Annotated in this window: 24 protein-coding genes; 10 read left to right on the forward strand and 14 right to left on the reverse strand. The window is 62.1% G+C overall.

What is annotated here, in order from left to right:
- Positions 1 to 5: 5 nt before the first annotated feature.
- Positions 6 to 263 carry a hypothetical protein gene (locus tag ACILSE_RS04110; protein WP_395716083.1) on the reverse strand — a complete coding sequence of 86 codons (258 nt, stop codon included), beginning with the start codon at positions 261 to 263 and terminating at the stop codon, positions 6 to 8.
- A gap of 136 nt (positions 264 to 399) precedes the next feature.
- Here ACILSE_RS04110 and ACILSE_RS04115 point away from each other — a divergent pair, with 136 nt between their 5' ends.
- Positions 400 to 771 (forward strand): ATP-dependent Clp protease adaptor ClpS, encoded by a 372-nt coding sequence (locus ACILSE_RS04115; protein ID WP_395716084.1) that lies wholly within the window; start codon positions 400 to 402, stop codon positions 769 to 771.
- A gap of 9 nt (positions 772 to 780) precedes the next feature.
- Here the strand turns inward: ACILSE_RS04115 and ACILSE_RS04120 are convergent, their stop codons facing one another.
- Positions 781 to 2049: an MFS transporter gene (locus ACILSE_RS04120; protein ID WP_395716085.1), complete on the reverse strand. Its 1269-nt coding sequence runs from the start codon at positions 2047 to 2049 to the stop codon at positions 781 to 783.
- A 157-nt stretch (positions 2050 to 2206) separates the two neighbouring features.
- Between ACILSE_RS04120 and ACILSE_RS04125 the strand changes: the two genes are divergently transcribed.
- Entirely contained in the window at positions 2207 to 2737 is a 531-nt protein-coding gene (locus ACILSE_RS04125) for a ferritin (protein ID WP_395716086.1), read from the forward strand.
- Between the two features lies 1 nt (position 2738).
- Here the strand turns inward: ACILSE_RS04125 and ACILSE_RS04130 are convergent, their stop codons facing one another.
- From ACILSE_RS04130 to ACILSE_RS04155, 6 genes are all read right to left on the reverse strand, one after another.
- Positions 2739 to 5318, reverse strand: coding sequence for a BatD family protein (locus ACILSE_RS04130; RefSeq protein ID WP_395716087.1), 2580 nt, complete (start codon positions 5316 to 5318; stop codon positions 2739 to 2741).
- A gap of 92 nt (positions 5319 to 5410) precedes the next feature.
- The gene (locus ACILSE_RS04135) at positions 5411 to 7426 is read right to left on the reverse strand and encodes a VWA domain-containing protein (RefSeq protein ID WP_395716088.1); all 2016 of its coding nucleotides are present in this window, start codon (positions 7424 to 7426) and stop codon (positions 5411 to 5413) included.
- Between the two features lie 4 nt (positions 7427 to 7430).
- On the reverse strand, positions 7431 to 8459 hold the full coding sequence (locus ACILSE_RS04140) for a VWA domain-containing protein (protein WP_395716089.1): 1029 nt from the start codon (positions 8457 to 8459) through the stop codon (positions 7431 to 7433).
- Positions 8456 to 9016 (reverse strand): DUF4381 family protein, encoded by a 561-nt coding sequence (locus tag ACILSE_RS04145; protein WP_395716090.1) that lies wholly within the window; start codon positions 9014 to 9016, stop codon positions 8456 to 8458. The genes ACILSE_RS04140 and ACILSE_RS04145 overlap by 4 nt, the downstream gene beginning before the upstream one ends.
- Positions 9013 to 9933: a DUF58 domain-containing protein gene (locus tag ACILSE_RS04150; RefSeq protein ID WP_395716091.1), complete on the reverse strand. Its 921-nt coding sequence runs from the start codon at positions 9931 to 9933 to the stop codon at positions 9013 to 9015. Before ACILSE_RS04150 ends, ACILSE_RS04145 begins: the two co-directional genes overlap by 4 nt.
- 13 nt (positions 9934 to 9946) lie before the next feature.
- Positions 9947 to 10948: an AAA family ATPase gene (locus ACILSE_RS04155; RefSeq protein WP_395716092.1), complete on the reverse strand. Its 1002-nt coding sequence runs from the start codon at positions 10946 to 10948 to the stop codon at positions 9947 to 9949.
- A 127-nt stretch (positions 10949 to 11075) separates the two neighbouring features.
- Between ACILSE_RS04155 and araD the strand changes: the two genes are divergently transcribed.
- Entirely contained in the window at positions 11076 to 11774 is a 699-nt protein-coding gene (gene araD, locus ACILSE_RS04160; protein WP_395716093.1) for an L-ribulose-5-phosphate 4-epimerase AraD, read from the forward strand.
- A gap of 2 nt (positions 11775 to 11776) precedes the next feature.
- Positions 11777 to 12004: a hypothetical protein gene (locus tag ACILSE_RS04165; RefSeq protein WP_395716094.1), complete on the forward strand. Its 228-nt coding sequence runs from the start codon at positions 11777 to 11779 to the stop codon at positions 12002 to 12004.
- 18 nt (positions 12005 to 12022) lie between these two features.
- Here the strand turns inward: ACILSE_RS04165 and ACILSE_RS04170 are convergent, their stop codons facing one another.
- A complete protein-coding gene (locus ACILSE_RS04170; protein WP_395716095.1) occupies positions 12023 to 12817 on the reverse strand; it encodes a ThuA domain-containing protein in 795 nt (264 codons plus the stop codon).
- 76 nt (positions 12818 to 12893) lie between these two features.
- On the opposite strand from ACILSE_RS04170, the gene ACILSE_RS04175 reads away from it, so the two are divergent.
- On the forward strand, positions 12894 to 13850 hold the full coding sequence (locus tag ACILSE_RS04175; protein ID WP_395716096.1) for a D-2-hydroxyacid dehydrogenase: 957 nt from the start codon (positions 12894 to 12896) through the stop codon (positions 13848 to 13850).
- Positions 13851 to 13856: 6 nt separating this feature from the next.
- Here the strand turns inward: ACILSE_RS04175 and ACILSE_RS04180 are convergent, their stop codons facing one another.
- Together ACILSE_RS04180 and leuB are read right to left on the reverse strand one after the other, a co-directional pair.
- Positions 13857 to 14498: a hypothetical protein gene (locus ACILSE_RS04180; protein WP_395716097.1), complete on the reverse strand. Its 642-nt coding sequence runs from the start codon at positions 14496 to 14498 to the stop codon at positions 13857 to 13859.
- 353 nt (positions 14499 to 14851) lie between these two features.
- Positions 14852 to 15958 (reverse strand): 3-isopropylmalate dehydrogenase, encoded by a 1107-nt coding sequence (gene leuB, locus ACILSE_RS04185; protein ID WP_395716098.1) that lies wholly within the window; start codon positions 15956 to 15958, stop codon positions 14852 to 14854.
- Positions 15959 to 16149: 191 nt separating this feature from the next.
- Here leuB and rpsO point away from each other — a divergent pair, with 191 nt between their 5' ends.
- The 4 genes from rpsO (at position 16150) to ACILSE_RS04205 (ending at position 20782) form a co-directional block, all read left to right on the forward strand.
- Complete coding sequence (gene rpsO, locus ACILSE_RS04190) at positions 16150 to 16410, forward strand: 30S ribosomal protein S15 (protein WP_395716099.1); 261 nt, start codon at positions 16150 to 16152, stop codon at positions 16408 to 16410.
- 259 nt (positions 16411 to 16669) lie between these two features.
- Positions 16670 to 18808: a polyribonucleotide nucleotidyltransferase gene (locus tag ACILSE_RS04195; protein ID WP_395716100.1), complete on the forward strand. Its 2139-nt coding sequence runs from the start codon at positions 16670 to 16672 to the stop codon at positions 18806 to 18808.
- A 139-nt stretch (positions 18809 to 18947) separates the two neighbouring features.
- Positions 18948 to 20381 carry a Gfo/Idh/MocA family protein gene (locus ACILSE_RS04200; protein WP_395716101.1) on the forward strand — a complete coding sequence of 478 codons (1434 nt, stop codon included), beginning with the start codon at positions 18948 to 18950 and terminating at the stop codon, positions 20379 to 20381.
- Between the two features lie 26 nt (positions 20382 to 20407).
- A complete protein-coding gene (locus ACILSE_RS04205) occupies positions 20408 to 20782 on the forward strand; it encodes a YkvA family protein (protein ID WP_395716102.1) in 375 nt (124 codons plus the stop codon).
- A 121-nt stretch (positions 20783 to 20903) separates the two neighbouring features.
- Here ACILSE_RS04205 and ACILSE_RS04210 read toward each other — a convergent pair whose 3' ends face one another.
- From ACILSE_RS04210 to ACILSE_RS04220, 3 genes are read right to left on the reverse strand one after another with little or no spacing between them, the layout of a single operon-like run.
- Entirely contained in the window at positions 20904 to 21629 is a 726-nt protein-coding gene (locus ACILSE_RS04210) for a discoidin domain-containing protein (RefSeq protein WP_395716103.1), read from the reverse strand.
- 39 nt (positions 21630 to 21668) lie between these two features.
- Positions 21669 to 23129, reverse strand: a complete 1461-nt coding sequence (locus ACILSE_RS04215) for a Gfo/Idh/MocA family protein (RefSeq protein WP_395716104.1) — start codon at positions 23127 to 23129, stop codon at positions 21669 to 21671.
- Between the two features lie 52 nt (positions 23130 to 23181).
- Complete coding sequence (locus ACILSE_RS04220; protein WP_395716105.1) at positions 23182 to 23673, reverse strand: hypothetical protein; 492 nt, start codon at positions 23671 to 23673, stop codon at positions 23182 to 23184.
- A gap of 238 nt (positions 23674 to 23911) precedes the next feature.
- On the opposite strand from ACILSE_RS04220, the gene ACILSE_RS04225 reads away from it, so the two are divergent.
- The gene (locus tag ACILSE_RS04225) at positions 23912 to 24367 is read left to right on the forward strand and encodes a Crp/Fnr family transcriptional regulator (RefSeq protein WP_395716106.1); all 456 of its coding nucleotides are present in this window, start codon (positions 23912 to 23914) and stop codon (positions 24365 to 24367) included.
- The last annotated feature ends 43 nt before the right edge of the window (positions 24368 to 24410 follow it).

The following is a 24410-nucleotide window of genomic DNA, read 5'->3' on the forward strand; positions in this document are numbered from 1 at the left end:
GCGGCTCACGCGGCCTCATTTTTGTCGTCATCCTTCAGTCCGGGGAGTTCTCTGGCCTTGTCCGCATAGCGGTCGAAGCGGTTGGAGAGAATGAGCAGCGTCGGCGCCCACAGGCCGACGAAGATGCCGAAGCGCTCCGCGTGCGCCTGTTCCTCGGGAGCGTCACCGTTGAGGAACCACCAGATCCAAATGGAGAGCAGGATGGAGAGGATGCCTCCTTGGAAGCAGATCGTGCTGAGCGTGCGGCAGATGGACGGATTCATGGGACGAAATTTTCATGAATGGATGCTTTGAGGCAAGACTTCTGTTCGCAGAGCACAAGGAATGCGGACCGAATCGCATCGGCGGGCGGATTTTCAGGCGCTTGAGAGAAACTGGCGAGGAGGCATAGTGCGGCTGATGTTTCCGCCTGTCGAAATCCGCAACGCGCCTGCCGCACCGCCCCGCCCCCGCGTGGCGCCGCACAAGCCCGCGGCTCTCCCGCAGAAGGCACCACCGCCGCTGGAGCCGCCGTGGCATGTGATCCTGCTCGATGACGACGTTCACACCCACGAATATGTGATCGAGATGCTGGCGGCGATTTTCGGCCATTCCGCGCAACTGGCGTTGAAGATGGCGCGGGAGGTCCACGCCTCCGGCCGTGTCATCGTCGCCACGGTCCACAAGGAGCTGGCGGAACTGCGCCAGCAGCAGATCGAGGATTACGGACCGGACAAACGGGTGCCGGAGTGCAAGACCTCCATGCGCGCGATCATCGAATGCGCGGAGTGATCCTGCGCGTCAGCGCCGCATCCTCGGCTCCGGCAGGCCCTTCAAAATCAGGATGGAAACCAGCGAGAGCAGCGCCGCGGCGGACGCGACGAGGTAAAACGAGCCGCTGAACGAGTAAATCAGCCCGCCGAGGCTCGTCGCGAGCATGAGCGACCACACATTGCAGAATCCCAGCACCGCCTGGAGCGTGGAGCGGCGCTCCGGAGGGCAAAGCTCGGCCGTGAGCGTCAGATCGCCCACGCGGTCGAGGAAAAGGCCAAAACCGAGCACGAAATAAGCGGCGGTGAAGCCGCTGAAGGAATGCGTCAGGCAGGTCCAGGCACACAGCACCACGCAGACGATGCGGGAAAGGATGATGAGCACCTTCCCGCCGCTGTGATATCCCAGCCAGGCCGCGAGCATGCTGCCGAGGATGGTGCCGATGTTTTGAAACGACACAAAATGCCCCTCGTCCGCCTCCGGCCTGCCCGTGGTGTGCAGCGCGTGCAGCGTGAGGAAGGAAACGACCATCAAGTAGCCCATGCCTGTGAAGCGCACGGCCACCATCCGCAGCAGCAGCGGCTGCGCGCGCAACAGCGCCGGCAGGCCGCGCAAGTATGCGCCATAGCTCCCGGCAGGCGGGTGATAATGATGCGCGGCCGGCAGCTCCCGCATGAACGCCTGGGAAAGCCACGATAGCAGCAGAAAACCGAACGCGATCAGATGCAGAATGGCATAACCACGCTGCCCCGGCGCGTGTGTGAGCACTTGATGGATCACCGCCCCCGCCCCCATGCCGATGCATGCCTGCATGATGTAGCGCGCCGCCCAACCAGCCGCGCGGACACGCTCCGGCACCATGCGCGTGACCATCTCCATCCACGCCACCACGCCCACACCACCCACCAGACCGGAGGCGAGCGGCGTCAGCACCACCAGGGGCAGCAGCCAGGAGCGCGCGTCCTGCACATGCCAGAGCAGCAGCCCGGTGATGAGATAGGGCAGGCGTTGCAGCAGGCCAAAGAACATCACCCATGGTTTGAAGCGCGTGAGCCGCTCCACCACCGGCGAGACAAACAAACCCGCCGCCGCGAACGCCGCAGGCAGCAGCGCCGGCATGATCGCGATGATGGCCGAGCGCCCGCCGAGCTGCTCCACCATCTTCGGCATCACCGTCTCCGGCTGCAGAAACGCCAGCCCGCCCATGTACAAGCCCCCCTCCAGGCAGTGGCAGAGGAAATTCCGCCGCACGACCTGCGGGTGATGTTGATGATGCGTGGCTGCGCTGTCGGTGGGCATCGCGGAGAAGGTTCATCGTGGCGCGGACCGCACCAAAGGAAAGCGAATCATCCCTCACCGCCCTCATTCCCGTCCTCCCTGGCAAAAAACCATCCGCGAGTCCTTGCGCGGCGTTCACGATGCTGGTTGAATCGACCAACCTCACCCGCCACGCGTCATGACACTCAATCCCAAGCTCACCAAGCTGCTCAACGAGCAGATCAACAACGAACTGTCCTCCAGCTACGTCTACCTGGCCATGGCCGCGTGGTTCGAGCAGACGCCGTACTCCGGCTTTGCGCAATGGATGTTCACGCAGAGCCGGGAGGAGAACATGCACGCGCTGAAGTTCTACCAGTACGTCGTCGATCGTGACGCGAAGGTGGAACTGCAGCCCATCGCGAAGCCGAAGGCCGACTTCAAGACCCCGCTCGACGTCTTCGAGCACAGCCTGAAGCAGGAGCAGAAGGTGACGCAGCAGATCAACGATCTCTTCGAGGTCGCCGAGCAGGTGAAGGATCACGCGTCAAAGAACCTGCTGCTCTGGTTCCTCAACGAGCAGATGGAGGAGGAGAAGACGGTGCGCGACATGCTCGACCGCCTCAAGCTCGCCGGCAACGACCCTGCCAGCCTCCTCGTGCTCGACCGCGAGGCCGGCAGCCGCAAGAGCGTGGGTGGTGGCGGAGCTGATGAAGGCGCCGCGGCGTGATTCAAGGCACCAAGGACGTGTCCCAAGGCCAGAGCGGGGTGTAAACGGCGGACTCGACCCAGCCGCGAACAGGCTCGTCCGCGCTGGGAATCTCGACGTAGCTCCACGCGCCGCGCTTTTCAAGCAGCCTCACCTGGCTGCCGGGCGGCAGGTCGATGACGCTGCCAGAAGTGAGTGTGGCGGCGGTGTAGGCGCTGACCTCCTTGGCGGTGACGACCATCATGTCCTTCACACGCTGGGCGGAATCTGGACGGATGGCCGCAAAGGCGGCGGACGGGAGGAAAATCACCACGCCGATGATGCTCAGCGAGAGCGCAAAGGCTCCGCCGCTGGCTTTGCGGGAGGAGGCGAGGATGCAGCGCATGACGGCCAGCAAAATGAGCCACACACCTGCGGAGGCGATGATGATCCATGTGTTTTTGCCCACGATCAGGCTCCATTCCGCCAGAGGTGAATCTTCCTGGAATCTGAAAAAGCGGAGTTTCTCGTCGAGGTGGCGCAGATTCTGACGCACCTCGGGATTCGCGGGTTCGAGCAATTGCGCGCGCTGATACCACAAGGCCGCGCGGCCGAAGTCCTCCTGCCGGTAACGCGCATGACCGATGAGCGCGAAGACGGCGGCGCTCAACGCGGGCGGATTCCGCTTGGTGAGCGACTCGCCGAGGTATTGCGCCTGCGTGAACTTGCCATTCTCCAGCGCCTCGCGTGCCTGGCGGTAGGTTTCGTCCGGTGATTCGTCAGCGGCAAAGGAACTGGCGCCCAGAAGCATGAAAGCGGCGACAAGCATGGCGGCGGACTTCAACAGCGGAGAGAGCGCGCCCAGAATGCGTCCGCGCTCGCCGGAATCGAGTTTTTGCCCCTGCGCCGGCGCGGCGGTGAAGCTCTGTGTCTCGTAGCGATGCAAAATGCGTCTCAGTTCCTCGTCCTTCACTCCGTCCGGGTTGCCGCGATGAATGAAATGCGCGGCACGCTGCAGGAACTCGCGGTCGTCGAGGTTGGGCTGCTCCAGGCCGCGCCACAACTGCTGCAGTTCGCCACGCAGGCCGTTTTTGCCTTCTTCACGATGGCGGCGGAACCACGCGAGCAGCATCGCGCAGATCACCAGCAGCGCCGGGATGGACTGCACGGCCCAGAAACGCGCGCTGGTGGTGAGCGGCGCGCCGGTGGCCGTCGTCCCTGCGGCGAGCCATTCTGCTTTCGCAGGCAGCGTCATGAGAATGTCGCTGATGTTCGGCTTGGGCTGCTGCACGGCCGGTGGTTTGGGCGTGGAACCGGTGCCGCCCTCCACGCCACTGACGGCCGTGGCCGCGGCGGCACCAGGCTTGATGCGGAGCGGGATGGCAGGCGTGCGCGCGGCGACGTATTTTTTCTCCGTGGGGCTGAAAAAGCTCAGCTCAAACGGCGGCAGTTCCGCGTGCACTTTCTCAGGCACAAAGACCATCGAGTAGCCGATGCGGCGCTGCGCGGTGGGCGTGAGATTCGGATCGACGGGGCCATCGACATTGTAGCGGCGCGGAGGGTAGGCCTTCCAGCCGTCCGGAGGCATCAAGGAGGGAGGATTGAGGGCGTCGAAATTTCCCACGCCGTCGATGGTGATGTCCACGGCCAGCGGATCTCCCACGGAGAGCTCGTTCGGCGTGGCGGTGGCGCTGAGGGTAAAATCTCCCACCGCGCCGGTGAAATGAGCAGGCTTGCCTTCGGGAAGCGGCAGCACCTTGACCTTCACCTCCTGGCTTTTGACGACTTGCTTGCGCGTCTCCGCGTCGCGCATCATCAGGCCGAAGGGCAGGCCGCGGCGCATCTGGCGCTGCTCGTCCTCGTTGTAAACCTCGTACAAAAGCTCGCAGGTGGCGGGGCCGACCTTCAAATCACCCGCGTGCAGCGCGGAGAGCGTGCTGCGGTAGGTGACGGCGATGTAATCGATGCCGTTGATCGAGGTCTGCGTCTGATCCGCCTGCTGCGGGAAGCGTGCGATGGCGAAGTCGCTTTTGTTCACGTCGATGAGACCCACGCGGCGGAGCATGACGCTGCGCGGCACGAAGAGCGTCGCGCTGATGGGCACGACCTCGCCTTGATAAACTTCCGTTTTACCGACTTCGATCTGGAACAGCGGCATGTTGGCATCATCTGCCGCTCCCGGAGGCGTGTCCGGTGTGGGCGCCTCGGTGACGGTGAGCCGGACCTCGTTCGTTTTCAGCACCTCCCCGTTCACAAGCACTTCCTGCGGCGGAATGACGAACTCACCCGGCTCCATGCCCGCCACACCCCAGGCGAGCTGGGTGGAGAACACGCGCTGGCTGCCTCGAATCTCGACGTTCTGGGAGGTGGAGACGCCGGAGTTCATGCCGACCTGCGCCGGGAGCCGCAACTGCGGCAGGCTCTGCACGGTGCCGTTCTGCACGGTGATGACATAAGTAACCACCTGGCCGGTGTGCGCGCGATCCGGCTGGAGGTAGGCGCGCACTGTGGCGGCGGAGGCCGTGACGCCCGTAAGCCACAGGAAGAAGAGGCAGAAATGACGAAACCAGAATGACGAATGACGAATGCCCGAAAATTTGCCACGGACGGGAGGTCTGGGCATTTCAGCGTGCTGGTGCGGGCTTTGAGTCATTCGGGCTTGGGATTTCATTCGTCATTCTGGCTTCTTCATTCGTCATTGCCGCGCAGCGGCCCTCACCAGTCTTTTTTGTTCACCGGAGGCGTGTGGTAGCGGTTGGTGAGGGGCGCGGTGATCTCGTCCATGTATTGACGGATGATGCCCTCGGCCTCGCCGGAGGTGTAGCCGGTGCGCGGATTGCGCTGGTCGGTCGGGATGGTGCCTTTGCCGGTTTGTTTCTTCTCCTCGCCTTCGCCGCCGCCGGGCTTCTGGCCGGGCTTGCCCTGCTGGCCTTCTTTTTCGCCTTCCTTGTCACCGCCGGCGGCCTGGATGCGGCCTTCGGGGAGTTCCTTGGCGTCCTTGCCGCCGATGCCGTCATCGGCTTCTTTTTTTTCTCCTTTGCCGTCCTGCTCTTTTTTCTGCTCGCCACCGGGTTCGCTGCCTTCCTTGCCAGCACCTTCCTGGTCGCCCTCCTCGCCTTCCTGGCCCTCGCCGGGCTGGCCTTTTTGACCTTTCTGGCCCTTCTGGCCTTTGTTTCCCTGATTCCCCTGCTGCTGCTTTTCCATCTCCTCCATGACCTTGCGCAGCTCGTCGAGCATCTTGGCGACATGATCGCGGTTTTCGCGCAGTTCCTTGTTTTCAGGATCCAGCTCGACCGCGGCGTCGAGGTGACGAAGCGCGTCGGTCCAACGCTGGATGGTGATCTTCGGCTGTTGCTGCAGGCCGCGGGCACCCTGGTCGTAAAGCGTGTGCCCGATGCCGCGATGAGCGCGTGCGCGCAATGACTCATCCCGTGTGTGAAGCACCTCGCTGAAATTCTTCACGCTGCCGTCGTAGTTGGTGAGCGCGTGCTCGGCGCTAGCCAGGCCGTAGAGCATCTCCTCGCGGGCGGCAGAGCTGTAACCTTTCTCCTCCAGCAGCTTTTCATAAAGGTCGCGGGCGCGCTTGTAGTCCTGCCCTTCGAGGGCTTCGCGAGCGTTTTCTGGCGTCGGTCCTTTGGGCTGAAAAATGGAGGCCAGCATCTCATGATAACCCGCGGCCTGCGCCGAGGGAGCAGGCGCGAACGCTGCGGCCACAAGCGCGAGCACAACAGGACGGGCGGAGGGGCGCGGCAGGGCGCTGATGATCCAGGCGAGCATGAGGAAGACTATACCCAGACCCAGCGGCCAGGCAAAGCGCTCAATCGGCCGCGATGTCTGCCGGTTCGCGGACTGCTGCTCGGTCAGACGGTCAAGCACGGGCTGGATGGTGGAGCGGTTGAGCGGCTGCGCGCCGAGTTTCAAAAAACGCCCGCCCGTGGCCGTGGCGAGCTGCTGCAGCACGCCGCTCTCCAGGCGCGAACGCACCACGTTGCCCGCCTCGTCGCGGATGTAATCGCCGTCGATCTCGGGATTCGGGATGAGCGTGCCCCCTTCCGTGCCGACGCCGACGGTGACGACGATGACGCCCGCCGCGGTGAGGCGCTGGATGTAGGGCACGAGATTCTGATCCGCGTCACCGCCATCGCTGAAAATGACGAGCGCGTAGTTGCTCTTCGGCAGGTTTTTGATCGCCCGCAGCATCACATCGAGCAGATCGCCCATGTTGCTGCCACCCCACTCGATGATCGTATGGTCGAAGGACAGCAGCGACTCGATGATGGCATCATGATCGGTCGTCAGTGGCGCTTGCAGATAAGCGCGGCCCGCGAAGGCGAGCAGGCCAACGCGTTCGCCGCCGAGTTCGACGACAAGGTCATGCGCGGCCAGACGCGCGCGGGTGAGACGGTCCGGCTGAACATCGCGGGCGAGCATCGAGCGCGAGGTGTCGATGGCGATGAAGACATTGCGGCCCTTGTCGGGAATCTCGAGCTTCTCCTCCCCCCAGCGCGGTTGCGCGACGGCGAGGATGATGCAGGCCATGGCGAGCGCGTAGAGCGCGTAAACCAGCCACGAGCGCCACAGCGAGCGGCCGATGACGAGCGCGGGCCGCAGGCGGGCCGCGGTGAACATTTTTTCCGCCTGCGAACCATGCGCGTCCACCCACAGCTTCAATCCCACAAGCGCGGGGATGATGAGCAGGAACCAGAGCAGATGTTCGTGGGCAAAGGTCATGAAATCAGGTGGCGGCCGGCTCGGGGGCCGAGTGCAGGACGGTCAGCGAGAGCAGAAGGGCCAGGAAAAGGGCGAGCGCCGAGACGGCGAGCGGCCAGGGGAACAACTCTTCGGTCTCGGTGATCTTGCGCCGCTCGATCTTCGTTTTTTCGAGGCGGTTGATCTCCCCGAAGACGTCCGCGAGGGAATTGAGGCTCTGCGCCATGTAGAACTGCCCGCTGCCAATGCGGGCGACCTCCTGCAGCGTTTTTTCATCGAACAACTGCTGCCCCACGGGTGTGAAGGTGCCGCGTTTCGGGTCTGGAATGCTGTGAATGCCCGGTGTGCCGAAGGCGATGGCATAGATCTTGATGCCAAGCGTCGCGGCGAGCTTGGCCGCGTCGGTCGGGCTGAGACGGCCGGAGTTGTTCGCACCGTCGGTGAGCAGCACGATGACCTTGCTGGCGGTTTTTTCCCTGCGCAGGCGGTTGGCCGCCGAAGCGATGCCGGAACCGATGGCGGTGCCGTCGCCGACACGCTGGGTCTGCACGCGGTCGAGGTTGTTGACGAGCCAGTCGCGGTCCAGCGTGAGCGGGCACGGCAGGTAGGTCTCCCCCGCGAAGGCCACGATGCCGACCTTGTCGTTTTTTCGCTCCTTGATGAAGTCCGCGACCACACGCTTCGCGGCGGTGAGGCGGTTCACCGGCTGGCCGCCGATGTACATGTCCTCGATCAACATCGACAGCGACACGTCGAAGGTCAGCATGATGGAGATGCCCTCCGCCTTCTCCTCGTCATACGAGAGCACCTTCTGCGGACGTGAGAGCGCCGCGATGCCGAAGGCAAGGCTGGTCAGCACCAGGCCGAAGACGAACCCGCCCGCGCCGCTGCGTGCCGGACGGCCCAGATCACGCAGCAGGGACGTCGTGGGAAATTTGATCGCGGGCCGTTTTCCACGCGAACCGCGCAGGATGGCCAGCAGCGGCACCAGCGGAAGCAGCAGGAGCCACAAGGGGTGCAGAATTTGAAAATTGGGGATGCCGGGGATGGTCATGGCTTCTCCTCCTGCAAACGTGCCAGGGCCTGGTCGATCAACGCCGCCGACTCCTCGTGTGTGTGTGGCGCGGGCATGAAGGAGATGTCGTCGCACAAACGGGCCACCGGCTCAAAACGCTCGCGCCACAGCCCATGGGCACGCGGAATGGGGACGCCAGGCAGGCGCTCCTGGGTGCCGTCGAAGATTTCATGCGTGGTGCGCGCAGGCGCGGGCACGGCGTAGCGTTCCAGCAAGTAGCGCCGCAGCACCTGCGAGACGCGATGGCTCATTTCCTGCGGCGGGATGGCCGCGATGCGCGTCTTCAGGTCGCTCAAGGCACGGCAGGCCGAACTCCACGGCTGGCGTGGCGGCGTCACAGGAAGCGCTTTTGGCCGCGTCAGCAGCCAGACGATCAAACCGATCAAAAGCAGCAGCGCCAGCCCGACGGCCCATGGAATCCACCACGGCGGAGGGACATCCACTTTGTCCGGCGGCGGAAGCTCCGGGTGCGGCAGCGGCGGCGCGCCGGGAAACTGCGCCAGCAACACGCCGGTGATCAGCAGCGCCGTTTTCATCCGCGCCTCCTTCTTTTGCGTGAACGAAAATAGGCCTTCAAGGCGGGCACATAATCCTCGTCCGTGCGCACGGCGATGCGCTCCACGCCGCTGCGGCGCAGCAGATGCACCAGCGCGTTCTGACGCTGCGTCACACGGCGCTCATACTCCTCGCGCACGGCGGGGTTGGAGGTGTTGACGAGAAACTGCTCGCCTGTCTCCGGATCTTCGAGACAGACGCGTCCCGCGTCCGGCAGCACCAGTTCGCGCGGATCCATGATTTGCGCCGCGACGACGTCATGCTTCGCCGCGACGGCGCGCAGGCTTTTCTCCCACGCGCTGTCCGGCGTGATGAAGTCCGAGACCAGGATCACCAACGCTCGGTGGGCGATGCGTTGGAGGGCGAGATCGAGCGCTGACTTGATGTCCGTGCCGTGCTGACGCGGCTCGTTGTTCAAAATATCGCGCAGGATGCGCAGGGCATGCGGCGCGCCTTTGCGTGCGGGCAGGTACTGCTCGATGCCGTTTGAAAACAGCGTGAGGCCCACCTTGTCCTGGTTTTGCACGGCGCTGAAGGCGAAAACGGCCGCAATCTCCGCCGCGCGCTCGCGTTTCGAGTCCTCATGGCTGCCGTAGTCGCCGGAGCCGCTCACATCGACGCAAAGCATGACCGTCAGCTCGCGCTCCTCGACGTATTTGCGTACAAAGGGGTCGTTCATGCGCGCGGTGACGTTCCAGTCGATGAAACGCACGTCATCGCCGGGCTGGTACTCGCGGAAATCGTCGAATTCGATCCCCTGCCCTTTAAAACGCGAGTGATACTGACCGCCGAGCATCTCCTTCACCATGCCGCGTGTCAGCAGTTCGATGCGCCGGACGCGCTTCAGGATGCGCGTGAGGCGTGCGTCGTTGTCGTTTTGCGCGGTGTCCCGGTTCACGATGGGTGGCGGTTTAAGGAACCGGCAGCTTGTCCAGCAGCGCCTTGACCACGTCCTCGCTGGTCACTCCCTCGGCCTCCGCCTCGTAGGAAAGCAGAATGCGGTGGCGCAGGATGTCGGGAGCAAGGTCCTTGATGTCCTGCGGCACGACGTAGTTGCGGCCGCTGAGGAAGGCCAGCGCCTTGGAGGCGAGCGCGAGATTGATCGTTCCGCGGGGAGACGCGCCGCAGCGGATAAGCAGCTTCAAATGCGGCGCCAGCGTCTCGGGATGGCGCGTGGCGTTGATGATGGCGACGATGTAGTCGCGAATCTTCTCGTCCATGAACAGGTCGTTCACCACCACGCGGCTGGCGCTGATGGTGGCCACGTCGGTGATCTGGTTCACATCAAGCTTCGGCGCGGAGGTGGCCATCGCGTCGAGCACCTTGCGCTCCTCGTCGGGAGTGGGGTAGGTGACGCGGACCTTGAGCAGGAAGCGGTCGAGCTGCGCCTCCGGCAGCGTGTAGGTGCCCTCCTGGTCGATCGGATTCTGCGTGGCGAGCACCATGAAGGGATCCGGCAGTTTGTGCGTGGCTTCGCCGATGGTGACCTGCCTTTCCTGCATGGCCTCAAGCAGCGCGCTCTGCACTTTGGCCGGAGCGCGGTTGATTTCGTCGGCCAGGACGAGATTCGCGAACACCGGACCGAGACGCGGCGTGAAGGTGCCGTCCTTCGGATGGTAAACCATCGTGCCGATCACGTCCGCAGGCAGCAGGTCCGGCGTGAACTGAATGCGCTGAAACTTCGCGCGCAAGGTGCCCGCCAGCGTTCGCACCGCGAGCGTCTTCGCGATGCCGGGCACGCCTTCAAGCAGGACGTGTCCGTTCGTGAGCAGGGCGACGAGCAGTCTGTCCACCAGTGCCGTCTGACCCACAAGAACACGGGAGATTTCGGTTCGGAGGGGAGCCACCCATGCGGAGGCTTTGACAATGGCTTCCTGATCAGGAACGGCGGGGAGGGTGGCTGAGGCGGGCATGTGAAAGGGTAGGTACTGGTCAACGGGAGGGATTCTCCCGTCAACTCTCAAGGCTCCAAGGTTAAACGCCGCGCGGCCTTCGTTATGTTGCTGGATTTGCCGCCGAATCCGTCTTTTGTCGCAAAAAATGACTCTCCAAGACCTCCGCGAACAAGTCTGCGCCGCCAACCGTGCCCTCGAACCCAGCGGCCTCGTACGCCTGACCTGGGGCAACGTGAGCGGCATCGACCGCGAGTCCGGCCTGTGGGCCATCAAGCCAAGCGGTGTCGATTATTCCGGGCTCCAGCCGTCAGACATCGTGGTGCTCGATCTCGAAGGAAAGGTCGTGGAGGGCAAGCTGCGGCCCTCGTCAGACACGAAGACGCATCTGGTGCTCTACCGCGAGTTCCCGAACATCGGCGGCATCACCCACACGCACAGCCTGCATGCCACAATGTTCTCGCAGGCCGGTCGTGAGCTGCCATGCTTCGGCACGACGCACGCGGATCATTTTCACGGCACCGTGCCCATCGTCCGCGCCCTCACGCCGGAGGAGGTGGCGCAGGACTACGAGCACTTCACCGGCGTCGCCATCGTGGAGCGCCTGCGGGAACTGAAACTCGATCCGCTCGAAATGCCCGCCGTGCTGCAACTGCACCACGCGCCCTTCACCTTCGGCAAAAACGCGATGGACTCGCTCAACAACAGCATCGCCCTCGAAATGTGCGCGCAGATGGCGCTCGGCTCCTTTTCGCTCAATCCGGCCATGCAGCCGATTCCGGCGCACATTTTGGAAAAACACCACCTCCGCAAACACGGTCCTGGCGCGTATTACGGACAAAAATGACAATGACCGACGGACACCCACACAGGCGGCTGCTATTCATCCCGCTCATCACGGTTTTGGCTCTCGCGGCCTGCAGCGTCGAAAGCCGGCACAGGCTGTGGCAGAAACTGGATCCCGCTGGCTACAAGCATGCGCACAGCGAGGTCTTCAATCCCCAGAAATACCGCCGCGAAATGCCGCAAGACCCCGGCGAAGAAATCGAGCTCTCCGAGCTGCCGCCGCTGCAGTGAGCGGACAGGAAGGACACTTCACTTCTTCGCCTCGTAGCCCGGCAGTGGTTTGCCATTCTCATCCAACTTGCCACAGGCCCAGAGCAGGCCGCGGGTGACGAGATCGAGGTAAACCGGGTCCTGCATCGTGCTGTTGTTGTGACCCAGCGTCGTGCCGAAGACGCGGCCTGCGCCATACTGGTTCGTCCAGATGACGTGGTGATCCTTCTTCGTGTCCTCGCCGTAGGCGGTGGCCAGCGGTTTGAAGTTCTCCCACAGCTTCTCGTTCTTGTAGAGCTCGTCCTTCGGGTTGAGCCACTCTTCAGGGAAGCCCTTCATGATCGGATGCTCCTCGGCCACGTTGCGCACCTTCAAATCGCGATTCTTCTCGTGACTCATCGAGGTCTGTCCCAGGCATTTGCGCCATTCGTCGGTCTTCGCGGCACGGTAGCTATGAGTGGAGCAGTGCAGCATCACGGCGGGCACGCCCTCGAAGTGCGGTTTGGCGATGCCTTCAACGAACGCAACATCTGTCACCGCGCCAAAGCACTCGTTGTGCAGCACCACATCGTAGCCCTTGGCCCAACCGGGCTGCTTGTAGATGCTGACCTGATGCGTGCGGTCATCCTTCACGCGTGATTCCTCATGCACGATGGTGAACTCGACGTTCGCCCGGGCGCTGATGCCCTCGCTGAGGATCAGCTTCTGGTTTTCGTAATCATGGCAGCAGCCACCGCAGACCATCAGGACTTTGAGGGGTTTCACGTCCTCAGCGATCACGCTGGAGGCAAACAGTGCGGCAAGAGAGAGAAGAAAAAGCAGGGGGGAACGCATGGCGGCAGCATTATCGTGATCAGGCGAGTTTTTCTCACAAAATTCTGTTTTTTCGGCTAAGCATGCCGCCCTTCTCATGAAAATCGTTCTTCTCGACGCCCACACTGCGAACCCTGGTGATCTTTCCTGGCAGCCGCTCGAAGCCATCGCGCCCTGCGAGGTTCATCCACGCACCCCGCTGGCCGAAACGGTGGCCCGTTGCGCTGGAGCGGAGGTGGTGATCACCAACAAAGCGCCGCTGACGCGTGAAATCATCGCCGCGCTGCCAGATTTGAAATACATCGGCGTCACAGCGACGGGCTTCAACATTGTGGATGTCGTGGGGGCGAAGGAACGCGGCATCGTGGTGACGAATGTGCCCGGCTACAGCACTCCGGCCGTCGCGCAGCATGTGATCGCGCTGATGCTGGAGCTGACGAACCACGTCGGCCATGCGGCGAAGAGCGTGGAGCAGGGCGGATGGACGAAATGCCCTGATTTCGCCTACTGGGACTATCCGATCATCGAACTGGCCGGCCGCACGCTCGGAATCATCGGTTACGGCGAGATCGGCAGCGCCGTGGCGAAGATTGGCGTGGCTTTCGGCATGAAGGTGCTCGCCTCGAAGCGCACCTGGAAAGAGCCGCCGCCCGTCGGTGTCGCAGCGGCGGAAATCGACGACATCTTCCGTCAGTCCGATGTCATCAGCCTGCACTGCCCGCTGACGGATGCCACCAAGCACCTCATCGGCGAACGCACGCTAGGATTGATGAAGCGCGAGGCCTTTCTCATCAACACGGGCCGCGGACCACTCGTGGATGAGGCCGCGCTCGCCAAAGCCCTCAACGAAGGCCGCATCGCCGGTGCCGGACTCGATGTGCTGTCCGTTGAACCACCGAAAGACGGCAATCCGCTCATCGGTGCCAAGAACTGCCTCATCACCCCGCACATCGCCTGGGCCAGCCGCGAATCACGCTCCCGCCTCATCGACATCACCGCCGCGAACGTGAAGGCGTTCTTGGCGGGGAAACCGGTGAATGTGGTGAATCCGTGAGATTGCTCACAAGTCATCGTCGTTCACATCTTCGAATGACTTTCGCTTTGGAAGCTCGCCAGTCTCGCGCCAGATGCGGGCATCCGTGACAGCCTCTGCGAGTATCCGATTGGAGGAAATCAGTTTAGGGGGCAGCGGTGCCATAAGAGCGTCGATGATGCATGGCATGCCGCTGGCGTCCTTCATGATGTTGCCGGGATGCAGATCGCTCATGGCCCAGGCGCGATCGTCACACCACACGATCCACACAGGCCGTTTGAATCCGGCACGGCATGGAACTGCGAGCATGCGCTCAGCGGCTTGGGGGCGCATGCTGTCGATTTGAGCCAGTGTGATGTCCCTCAGGTTGTCGAGGTCTCCATACGCTTCTGCGAGCGGCTGCTTGGCGATCAGATAGTCGCCTTGATCATCCAGGCCCACGAGTTCTGTCGGGTGTGCTCCCGCATCGTGCATCACCATGAGTTTCTCGATCGTCTCGCTCAGCACCGCATCGCGGACGTCCATGATGATGCCTGTCTGCTCGGCGTCAGCTATGATTTCAAAGGTTTTGCCCAGGCCGCCGTTGATGTGGAGCGGGAAGAGCTTGTAAACGACGCCTGTGGCCAGATCGGCAAATGGACAGGCTTCGGCCCCAGTCTTGAGTGGCACCAGGAAGCTGGACGTTAACATGTCGTCCGCATCCCGGGCCAGCCCAAGCCCGCTCAGATTGACGAGCGGGACGTTCCAGCTGCTTGCCCTTGCGGCAACAGTGGCTGCCCAAACATCAGGCGAAAGCGATTCCCGGGATGGAGTTGATTTAGCTGCCTCCTGGAGGCCCTGCGCTCGCCGTCGGTTAAGGGCAGAGCAAGCTGCGCGTTCTCCTCCGCCGAAGGCTGCGCCGGTGAGAGCGGTTTCGCGGCCTGTGCGGAAGTCGATGTGGAATTGAACTGACGCGATTCCATTCACTGAGAAGTATGCATTTTTGCCGATGATTCAACCAAGGGCCCAAAGGGCTGTGAAAATCAAAGAGCCGCGATGATCGCGTCGCCTATCTCTTTGGTGTTCACCTTCCGGGTGCCGGGGGCACCGCTGAAGATGTCACCGGTGCGGAGGCCTTGGTCGATGACCTTTTTGACGGCGGCTTCGATCTGGCAGGCTTCGGCTTCGAGGCCGAGGGAGAAGCGCAGCAGCAGCGCGGTGGAGAGAATCTGCGCGATGGGGTTGGCGATGCCCATGCCGGCGATGTCGGGGGCGGTGCCGCCGGAAGGCTCGAAGAGGCCGAAGTAGAGGCCGTCGCCTTTCGGTTTGCCTAGGCTGGCGCTGGCGAGCATGCCGAGGGAACCGGCGATCATGGCCATTTCATCGCTGAGGATGTCACCAAAGAGGTTTTCGGTGACGAGCACGTCGAAGCTGCGCGGGGCTTTGATGAGCTGCATGGCGGCGTTATCGACGTAAAGATGCGCAAGGGTCACGTCCTGGTATTCCTTGGCGACTTCGACCATCGTTTCGCGCCAGAGGACGGAGTTGGTGAGCACGTTGGCCTTGTCCACGCTGGTGACGTGCTTGCGGCGGAGCTGCGCGGCCTTGAAGGCGACGTGGGCGATGCGCACGATCTCGCTCTTTTTGTAAACCATGGTGTCGATGACCTCGATGTCGCCATCGGGCAGCGTGGTGCGGCTCTTCGGCTGGCCGAAGTACATGCCGCCGGTGAGTTCGCGGACGCAGAGTACGTCGAAACCACCCTCGACGAGGTCGGGACGGATCGGCGAGGAGCTGGTGAGCGCGGGATAGCAGATGCCGGGGCGCAGATTGGCGAAGAGGCCGAAATGCTTGCGAAGCGGCAGCAAAGCGCCGCGTTCGGGCTGTTCATTGGGCGGGAGCTTTTCCCACTTCGGGCCGCCGACGCTGCCAAAGAGGATGGCATCGGCCTGCTCGCAGGTTTTCACGGTTTTTTCCGGCAGCGCCTTGCCCACGGCGTCGATGGCGGCACCGCCGACGAGTTCGTGGTGGTAGTTGAAGCTGAGGCCGGAACGGCTGGCGACGGTGTCGAGGACGCGAAGGGCCTCGGCCATGACTTCAGGGCCGATGCCGTCGCCGGGGAGGACTGCGAGGTTGAACGAGCGGGACATAAAAGGGCGGGTTTATGGATGCGAATGGCCTGCGAGGCAAGCGCCGGGATGGCCGGGGCAGCGCGGCAAGATTTCCTGACAAAGTCCGCAAACTTCCCCTTGCCAAAAAGGCCTTCTATGGTTCCTTCGCTGCCCTCAATCCCAACAGACACCACTCGGCCTGACAAGTTGTCCGGCATCCCCCAAATACCATGAGCGAAGCAACCACCATCGATTCCACCTCCTTCAAGCTCCACGACAAGGACACCGGCAGCGCCGACGTCCAGGTGGCCCTCTTGACGAAGCGAATCAATTCCCTCACGCAGCACCTCTCCGCGCATGAGAAGGATCACTCCACCCGTCGCGGTCTCCTTCAGATGGTCGCCCGCCGCCGCAAGCTGCTCGATTACCTCAAGCTTACGGCCAACGAGCGCTATCAGGCTCTTCTGAAGAACCTCGGTCTCCGCCGCTAACCGTCAAATTTACCGAAGGGTGATGCCACACGCATCGCCCTTCGTGTTTCAAGGCGAGAGCCGGATTCCGATAGTGTAGAGTGCCCTCAGGACGCATGATCGTCCTCAAATCCCGGCGCACACGCGGACATCCTGCGCATCCAGCCACTGGAGATCTTTTACCGGCCCTTCGTGCCCTCACACAGTCGTCATTCGGGCGCTCGTCATTGACATCCCGACCCCGCTTTTCCCCAAACACAAACCAAAACACACTGCCACCATGGCTATCCACACACAAAACATCCAGCTCGGTGCTGGAACCCTCCAGATCGAAACCGGCAAATTTGCCAAACTCGCCGACGGCGCCGTCACGGTGCGTCTCGGTGACACCATCGTCCTCGTCACCGCTGTCTCCGCCACGAAAGTGAAGGACGGCCAGGACTTCTTCCCCCTCTCCGTCGAGTACAAGGAGAAAGCTTCCGCCGCAGGCCGCTTCCCCGGCGGTTACTTCAAGCGCGAAGGTCGCCCCACGGAAAAGGAAATCCTCACCTGCCGCATGACGGACCGCCCGCTGCGTCCGCTCTTCCCGAAAGGCTACTACTACGACACCCAGGTCGTCGCCATCCTCCTCAGCGCCGACGGCGAGAACGACCCGGACATCTGCGCCATGAACGGTGCCTCCGCCGCTCTTTGCGTCTCCGACATCCCGTTCGCCGGCCCTGTCGGTGCCGTGCGCATCGGCCGCATCAATGGTGAGTTCATCATCAATCCCACGCAGTCCCAGCGTCTCGATAGCGACCTCGACCTCGTTTACGTCGGCAACAAGACCGACGTCATCATGATCGAAGGTGCCGCCAACGAACTGCCCGAAGCTGAATTCGTCAAAGCCCTGCACTTTGCCCAGGGCGAAGTCACCAAGATCGTCGCCGCTCAGGAAGAACTCACCAAGCTCGCCGGCAAGCCGAAGCGTGAAGTCCCCCTAATGCTCGTGAAGGATGAACTCCTCGAAATCGCCTACGCAGTCGCTGGCGACCGCATCGAAGGCGCTCTCTACACGCCGTCCAAAGTCGCTCGCGGCAAAGCCGTCGGCGCTTTGAAGGACGAAGTCGCCGAGGCCATCAAGGCCAAGTTCCCGGAAGCCACGCCTTTCGAGATCAGCCAGGCCTTCGACTACCTCCAGAAGAAAGCCTTCCGCATCTCCATCCTCGACAAGCAGAGCCGCTGCGACGGCCGCGGCATCGACCAGCTCCGCCCGCTCTCCGGTGAAGCCTCCGTGCTTCCTCGCACGCACGGTTCCGCCAGCTTCACCCGCGGCGAAACGATGGCCCTTTCCATCGCCACGCTCGCTCCGGCTGACGAAGCCCAGGAAATGGACACCTACGCTGGTGGCCCTGATTCGAAGCGCTTCATCCTGCACTACAACTTCCCTCCGTTCTCCGTCGGTGAAACTGGCCGCTTCGGTGGTCAGAACCGTCGTGAAATCGGTCACGGTGCCCTCGCCGAGCGCTCCATCGAGCCTGTCATCCCTGACAAGGCCACCTTCCCCTACGCCATCCGCGTGAGCAGCGAAGTGATGGAGTCGAATGGCTCCACCTCCATGGCCTCCGTTTGCTCGGGCGTCATGGCCCTCCTCGACGCCGGTGTGCCCATCAAGCGCCCTGTCGGTGGCATCAGCGTCGGCCTCGTGACCGAGTTCGAAGGCGACAACATGAAGCGCTACCTCACGATGCTCGACATCATCGGCAGCGAAGACCACTTCGGCGACATGGACTTCAAACTCTGCGGCACGACCGAAGGCGTCACCGGTTACCAGCTTGACCTCAAGCTCCCCGGCATCCCGCTCAGCATCCTTGAGGAAGCCATCGTGAAGGCCAAAGCCGGCCGCACCCAGGTCCTGAGCGCCATGGCCTCCGCCATCGCTGAAGTGAAGCCCCTCAGCCCCTACGCCCCGCGCATCGAGATCATCAAGATCAACCCCGACAAGATCGGCGAGCTCATCGGCCCTGGCGGCAAGAACATCAAAGCCATCCAGGCCGAATCCGGCGCGGAAATCAGCATTGAGGACGACGGCACCGTCTTCATCTATGCCTCCCGCAAGGAAAGCCTCGAGCGCGCGGTCGAAATGGTCAGCGGCCAGTTCCAGGAGATCGAAGTCGGCAAGCTCTACACCGGCCGCGTCGTCAGCACGACGAACTTCGGTGCCTTCATGAACCTCGGCGGCAAGAAAGACGGCCTCATCCACATCAGCGAACTCGCTGACTTCCGCGTCAACAAGACCGAAGACGTGGTGAAGACCGGCGACATCGTCACCGCCAAGTGCATCGGCATCGACGAAAAAGGCCGCATCAAAATGAGCCGCAAAGCCGCCATGAAGGAGAAGGACGCCGCCGCGCAAGCAGAAGGCTCCTCCGAAGGCTGATCTCGATCGCACAACATCACTCCAAACCACGAAGAGGCCGCGATGAGCGGCCTCTTTTTTGTTTTTTGTGATGATTGAGGAAGATGTTGCGTTCAAGGCTTCAATTTGGCAAAACCATGCCATCCAAACCGCATCTACCATGACCTCACGCCGCGCCTTCATCACCCAATCCGCCCTCGCTTTCACCGCCTTGTCCGCCAGCCGCGTTCTGGGGGCGAATGAGAAGATCCGCGTCGCCTCGATCGGCCTCGGGGGACAGGGAAATGGCAACGCGGGCCGCATGGCGAAGGTTCCCGGCGTGGAAATCGTGTATCTCTGCGACCCGGACACGAAGGCGCTGGATCGTGCGAAGAAGGCGTTTCCAAACGCGAAGACCACGCAGGATCTGCGCAAGGTGATGGAGGACAAGGATGTGGACGCCGTCGTGGTCTCGACATGCAATCACTGGCATGTACTTGCGTCGATCTGGGCGATTCAGGCCGGGAAGGACGTTTATGTCGAAAAACCCATCTCCCATAACATCTGGGAAGGCCGCAAACTGGTCGAAGCCGCGCGGAAGTACAACCGCATCGTGCAGGGCGGCACTCAACAGCGCAGCGATCCCCTGCAGGACGAAATCAAGGCCTTCCTGGACTCGGGGGCGATCGGCAAGATCAAGTATGTGCGCTGCAACCACTACAGCCTGCGCAACACCATTGGCAAAGTACCGCAACCGATCACACCGCCGGAAACATTGAACTACGACCTCTGGCTCGGCCCGGCGAAGGATGAGCCGATCTACCGCGAGAAACTGCACTACGACTGGCATTGGAACTGGAACACCGGGAACGGCGAGATGGGAAACTGGGGCCCTCACATCCTCGATGACCTGCGCAACGTCGTGTTCCGCGACAAGGTACCGCTGCCGAAGCGCGTGATCGCCGGCGGCGGACGCTTCGCGTGGAATGACGCAGGCGAGACGCCGAACACTCACTTCGCCTACATGGACACAGGAGACATCCCGGTGATCGTCGATTTCCACAACCTGCCTCGTCAAAAGGGCGTCAAGGCGCCGGATGTGTATCTGCGTCGTCGCACGGGTGCTTTCCTCATCATCGAGTGCGAAGGTGGTTACTACACCGGTAGCCGTGGCGGCGGCACGGCCTATGACGCTGAAGGCAAGAAGCTGCACACCTTCAAAGGCGATGGCGGCAAGACGCATGCGGCCAATTTCATCAGCGCCATGCGCAGCCGTAAACCTTCCGACCTAAAAGGCGAAATCGAGGCGATTCACTACTCAAGCGCGTGGTGCCACCTTGCGAACACAAGCTTCCGTCTCGGCCAGAAGTATGTGCGTGAGCAGGCAGAGGCTGCGGTGAAGGGTTTCCAGCCTTGGAACGATGTGATCGCCGATTTCCACGAACATCTTGTCAAAAACGAGCTCGACGCCTCCACACTCGACATCAAAATCGGTCCCATGCTGGAGCTGGATGTCGCGAAGGAGACTTTCATCGGCGACACGGCCACGCCCGAGGCTCTGGCGCTGCTCACACGCGAGTATCGCAAAGGCTACGAGATGCCGAAGGAAGTCTGATCGAAGCCGGTCATCACCATTTCATCATGAGCACCTCCTCCAACGGCGAGCATGATCTGACGATCGAACGCGTGACGCAGCGGGCCCAGGACATCGAGGGCAAGTTGCCGAAACTCAAGACGCTCTTCGAGCAGGCAAAGGTCATGCTGGCGATGGTGAAGGACTACTGGAGCGGCAGCTACCGCGAGGTGCCCTACTGGGCCATCAGCGCGGTGGCGCTGGCACTGCTCTATGTGCTGAATCCGGTCGATGTGCTGCCGGATGTGCTGCTGGGCGTGGGTTATCTCGATGACGCCACAGTCGTGGCTTTTTGTTTGAAACTCGTGCAGCGCGAGATCGAGCGCTACCAGGAGTGGACCGCGGTGAAAACGAAAGGCGGCGGCAAGGTGGTGGACGTCTGAAGTTCGCGGTTTTTCTGTTCTCTGTTCGCGGTTTGAAACGGAGAACGATGAGCATGAACCAAACAAAACCGCCGTGCAGGGGCGCTGCACGGCGGTGAATCGGAAACGATGTGGAAACGGCTTACTTGGTGCCGAAGACCTGAACCTCGCAGTAGTGGTTCATGTCATTGCTGGTGTTGCCGTTGCTCCAAAGGCGGACGTAACGGGCCTTGACGCCCTTGGCATCAATGAGACGGCCATGGTTGGTTTCGACGTAGGCAGGATCGCCGCCCTTGCCCATCTGAGAGGATTCATCGTGATCGGAGTTCCACAGGGTGGTGACGCCGGCCTTGAATTCCGGATCGTCGGAAACCTGGACGACAACATCAATGTAAGCCTGGGCCTGCTTGTGGTAGTGCCAGACGGCGATCTTGGAAAGCGTGCTGGGAGCCTCGAGGTCGATCTGCACCCACTGCTTGCCGGGCATGAGCTCGACGAAGGAACCGTCGGCGCCATCAGGATCACCGTCGGTGACGAGGGTGAGGTCGCCGATGATCGGGGCGGAGTCGGAGGAGGTGACTTTCTTGCCTTTGGCCAGATTCACGGTGCCCTTGGGAGCCTGGAAGCTGGGGGATGGCTTGTAGGAGCCGGGCTTTTCGAGGTTCGGCAGCTCGGCGGGCACCGGAGTGCCGATGAACATCGGCTTCGGGTAAGCGATGGTCACTTCTTCAAGGTCACCGGCAGGTGCGGCGGCGGCAGGAGCAGCAGCGGCGGGGGCGCCTTCGGCTTTCTTTTCTTCCGTCTTGCCGCAGGAGGCAAGGGTGACGACGAGCGCAAGGCCCGCGAGGGTGTGGATGGTGTTTTTCATGGGGGAGTGGCTTGATGAAAGTTTCTTGATCTGGATGAATCAGGCTTGGAAGTCCTCGGGGGTGAAGACGTATTTGCTACCGGTCTTGATGGATTCGTAAGCCTTGAGCACGGTGACGCAGGACTTGAAGGCCATGTCCACCGGGCAGGTGAGGTGCTCGGGCTTTTTCATCTGCACGGCCTCGATGAAATTCTGCACATGCGGCGAGTGGGGCTTGCGGCTGAGCTTCACGCCGAGTTCCCATTGGGAGAGCGCCTTGCTCTCGCGGACGTCGGCCATGCTGACGGCACCATACGACGGCGGTTTGGGCTTTTCCCAGTCGCGGGGATGCTCCCAGAACTTGTTCTTGGCCTTGTCGGCGGCCTTCATGATCGGCGGGTTGTCCCCGGCGGCGAACTCGTCCCAGGCCTGCCCGGGCTCTGCGTAGAGCTGGTTGCCGTTGGTGTCGAGCTCGGAGATGATGGCGGTGCCGCCGATGCCCATGTGCTTCTCATAAGCGCCCTGCGAACCGGTGGTGGTGAGCACCTGGTAGTAGGCGCGCAGCACACCGGCGGGTGTTTTGAACTCGTAGATGCACATCATGTTGTCCGGCAGCTCGAATTTTGGACGTCCGTCGTTGCCGTCGAAATAATCAACCCCGCCGGATGCGATGACGGAGACAGGAGTGGCCTCGTACATCCAGTTGAACATGTCGATCTGGTGCGCGCCGAGGTCGGAGAGCGGGCCGCCGCCGTATTTGGAGAAGAAGCGCCAGTTGCGGAACTCCTCGATGCTGCCGTAGCCGTTCTTGGTCAGCACGTCCTGCGGGATGTCGTAGCCTTTCACCGCACCCTGGGGTGCGCTGCCGGAGACGCCGCGATTCCACTGAGCATAGGCGTGGGTGATGCGACCGAGCATTTTGCCGGGCTTGATGATGTTCTCACGCAGGTTGATGTAGCGCGGGTTCGAGTGGCGCTGGTGGCCGATCTGGAAGAGACCGTTGCTGGCCTTGCCGGCGCGGACCATGTCGCGCGCGCCTTCGAGCGTGTTGCTCATCATCTTCTCGCAATACACCGCCTTGCCCCTTTCGAGACAGAGGCGTGAGTAGGGCGCGTGCAGGAAGTCGGGCGTGGCGATGAAGACGGCCTCGATGGACGGCTCCTTGTCGAGCATCTCGTTGATGTCCTCGTAGATTTTGATCTCACCATCGACCTGATGCTTGTTTTCGCTGAGGAAACCTCCGCGCGCCTGGGCGATGGAGTACTTCCAGATGTCGCACATGGCGACCCACTGCACGCCGGGCACGTCCTTGGAGGCGACGCGGAGTGCTTTGTTGCCCTGGGCACCGCAGCCGACGAGGGCGCACTTGATGGTGCGTCCCAGAGTGGTCTGCTGGGCGACGGCGGTCTTGCTGGTGACGAGATACAGGCCGCTGCTGGTGAGGGCGCTGGTGCGGAGGAAGCCGCGGCGGTCCATGAAGCGGGACAGCGGCGCTGGAGAGGAGGAAGGCTGGGAATTCATGGTGCGATCAGGCGCGAGGTTTTTTCTCACTGGCCATTACGTCTGCGGGCCGTTATTCAGCCTTCTTCTTGAGGGCAAGAAAACCGTCGAGGGAGAAGGTCTTCGCCTTCGAGGTCACGAGGGCAGCCGCCACGATGAGGACGGAGAGGCCGATGTTGGTGACGACTTCGGTGTCATCCGGCAACGCGGCAAGACCAAAGCCGAGCATCAAAAAGACCAACCCTGCGGCCAGAAGGCCGAACTCGGTGCAAATGCCCAGCGCCACCCAGATGCCGACCGGGATGAGAATGTAGCCGATCATACCGGCGAAGCCCTTGCACGCGGCCTCGGGCAGGAAGCTGTTGTCGGACATCAGCTTGGCGAGGGGCTCGGTTTTCTTCGAGTAATTCTCCAAGCTGAAGGTGGTCGTCGAGCCGTTGCCCCAGCGGAACTTGTCAATACCGGCCATGAACAGACGCATGCCGACCCAAAGGCGCAGCAGGAGGTGGGCGAAGGCATAGCTCTGGCTGCCGCAGCACTTGGAGGAAGAAGAGGAGTCGGACATGATTGGTCGGGTTGCTTGATTGGGTGAGAGGGGGCCGATTCTGAACCTTTGGACCTTGGAAATCCAGCAGAATTTAGAACCTGCATACTTCGCAAATGTAAACGAACGCAGCAGGTGAAAATGCTGGAGAAAAATCGCGCCGTATTGTGACGATTCATCGTCCGCCGCTCACCGCGCTTGCCATTCCCAGCGATACCGCTTAAAAAAGACCGCTTAATTCATCCACACACTCTCTCCCATGAGCTCCCTCGCCACACCCAAGCTTCCAGCCCAAGGCATCCTCGAACCCCTCGGCGACGAGGACCGTGACATCCTCAGCGGGTATGGCGAATTCCTCCCCGTGCAGCCCGGCCAGCATTTGATCGAAGAAGGCCAGCAGCAGAACAGCCTTTTCTTTGTCGTCTCCGGCAAATTCCACGCCACCGCCATGCGCGGCGGGCACAAGGTGCTCCTCGGCTCCATCCAGCGCGGCGAGACCATCGGTGAGATCAACCTGCTCGACCCCAACGTCGCCAGCGCCAGCGTCACCGCCGTTGAATTCTCCCAGGTCTGGCGCATCGACGGCGAGAGCCTCGAAGGCTACATCAACGAATACCCGCGTGCCGCCGCATGGCTCCTCATCGGGGTCGGTCGCACCATCTCTCATCGTCTCCGTGCGGTGAATGAGAAGATCGCTGCCTTCTACAGCGCATAATTCCAGAAAAGTAAGACTTGGGCCTGCATGTGAAATCCTCACA

The organism is Prosthecobacter sp. (assembly GCF_044236155.1).
Taxonomy (GTDB): Bacteria; Verrucomicrobiota; Verrucomicrobiia; order Verrucomicrobiales; family Verrucomicrobiaceae; genus Prosthecobacter.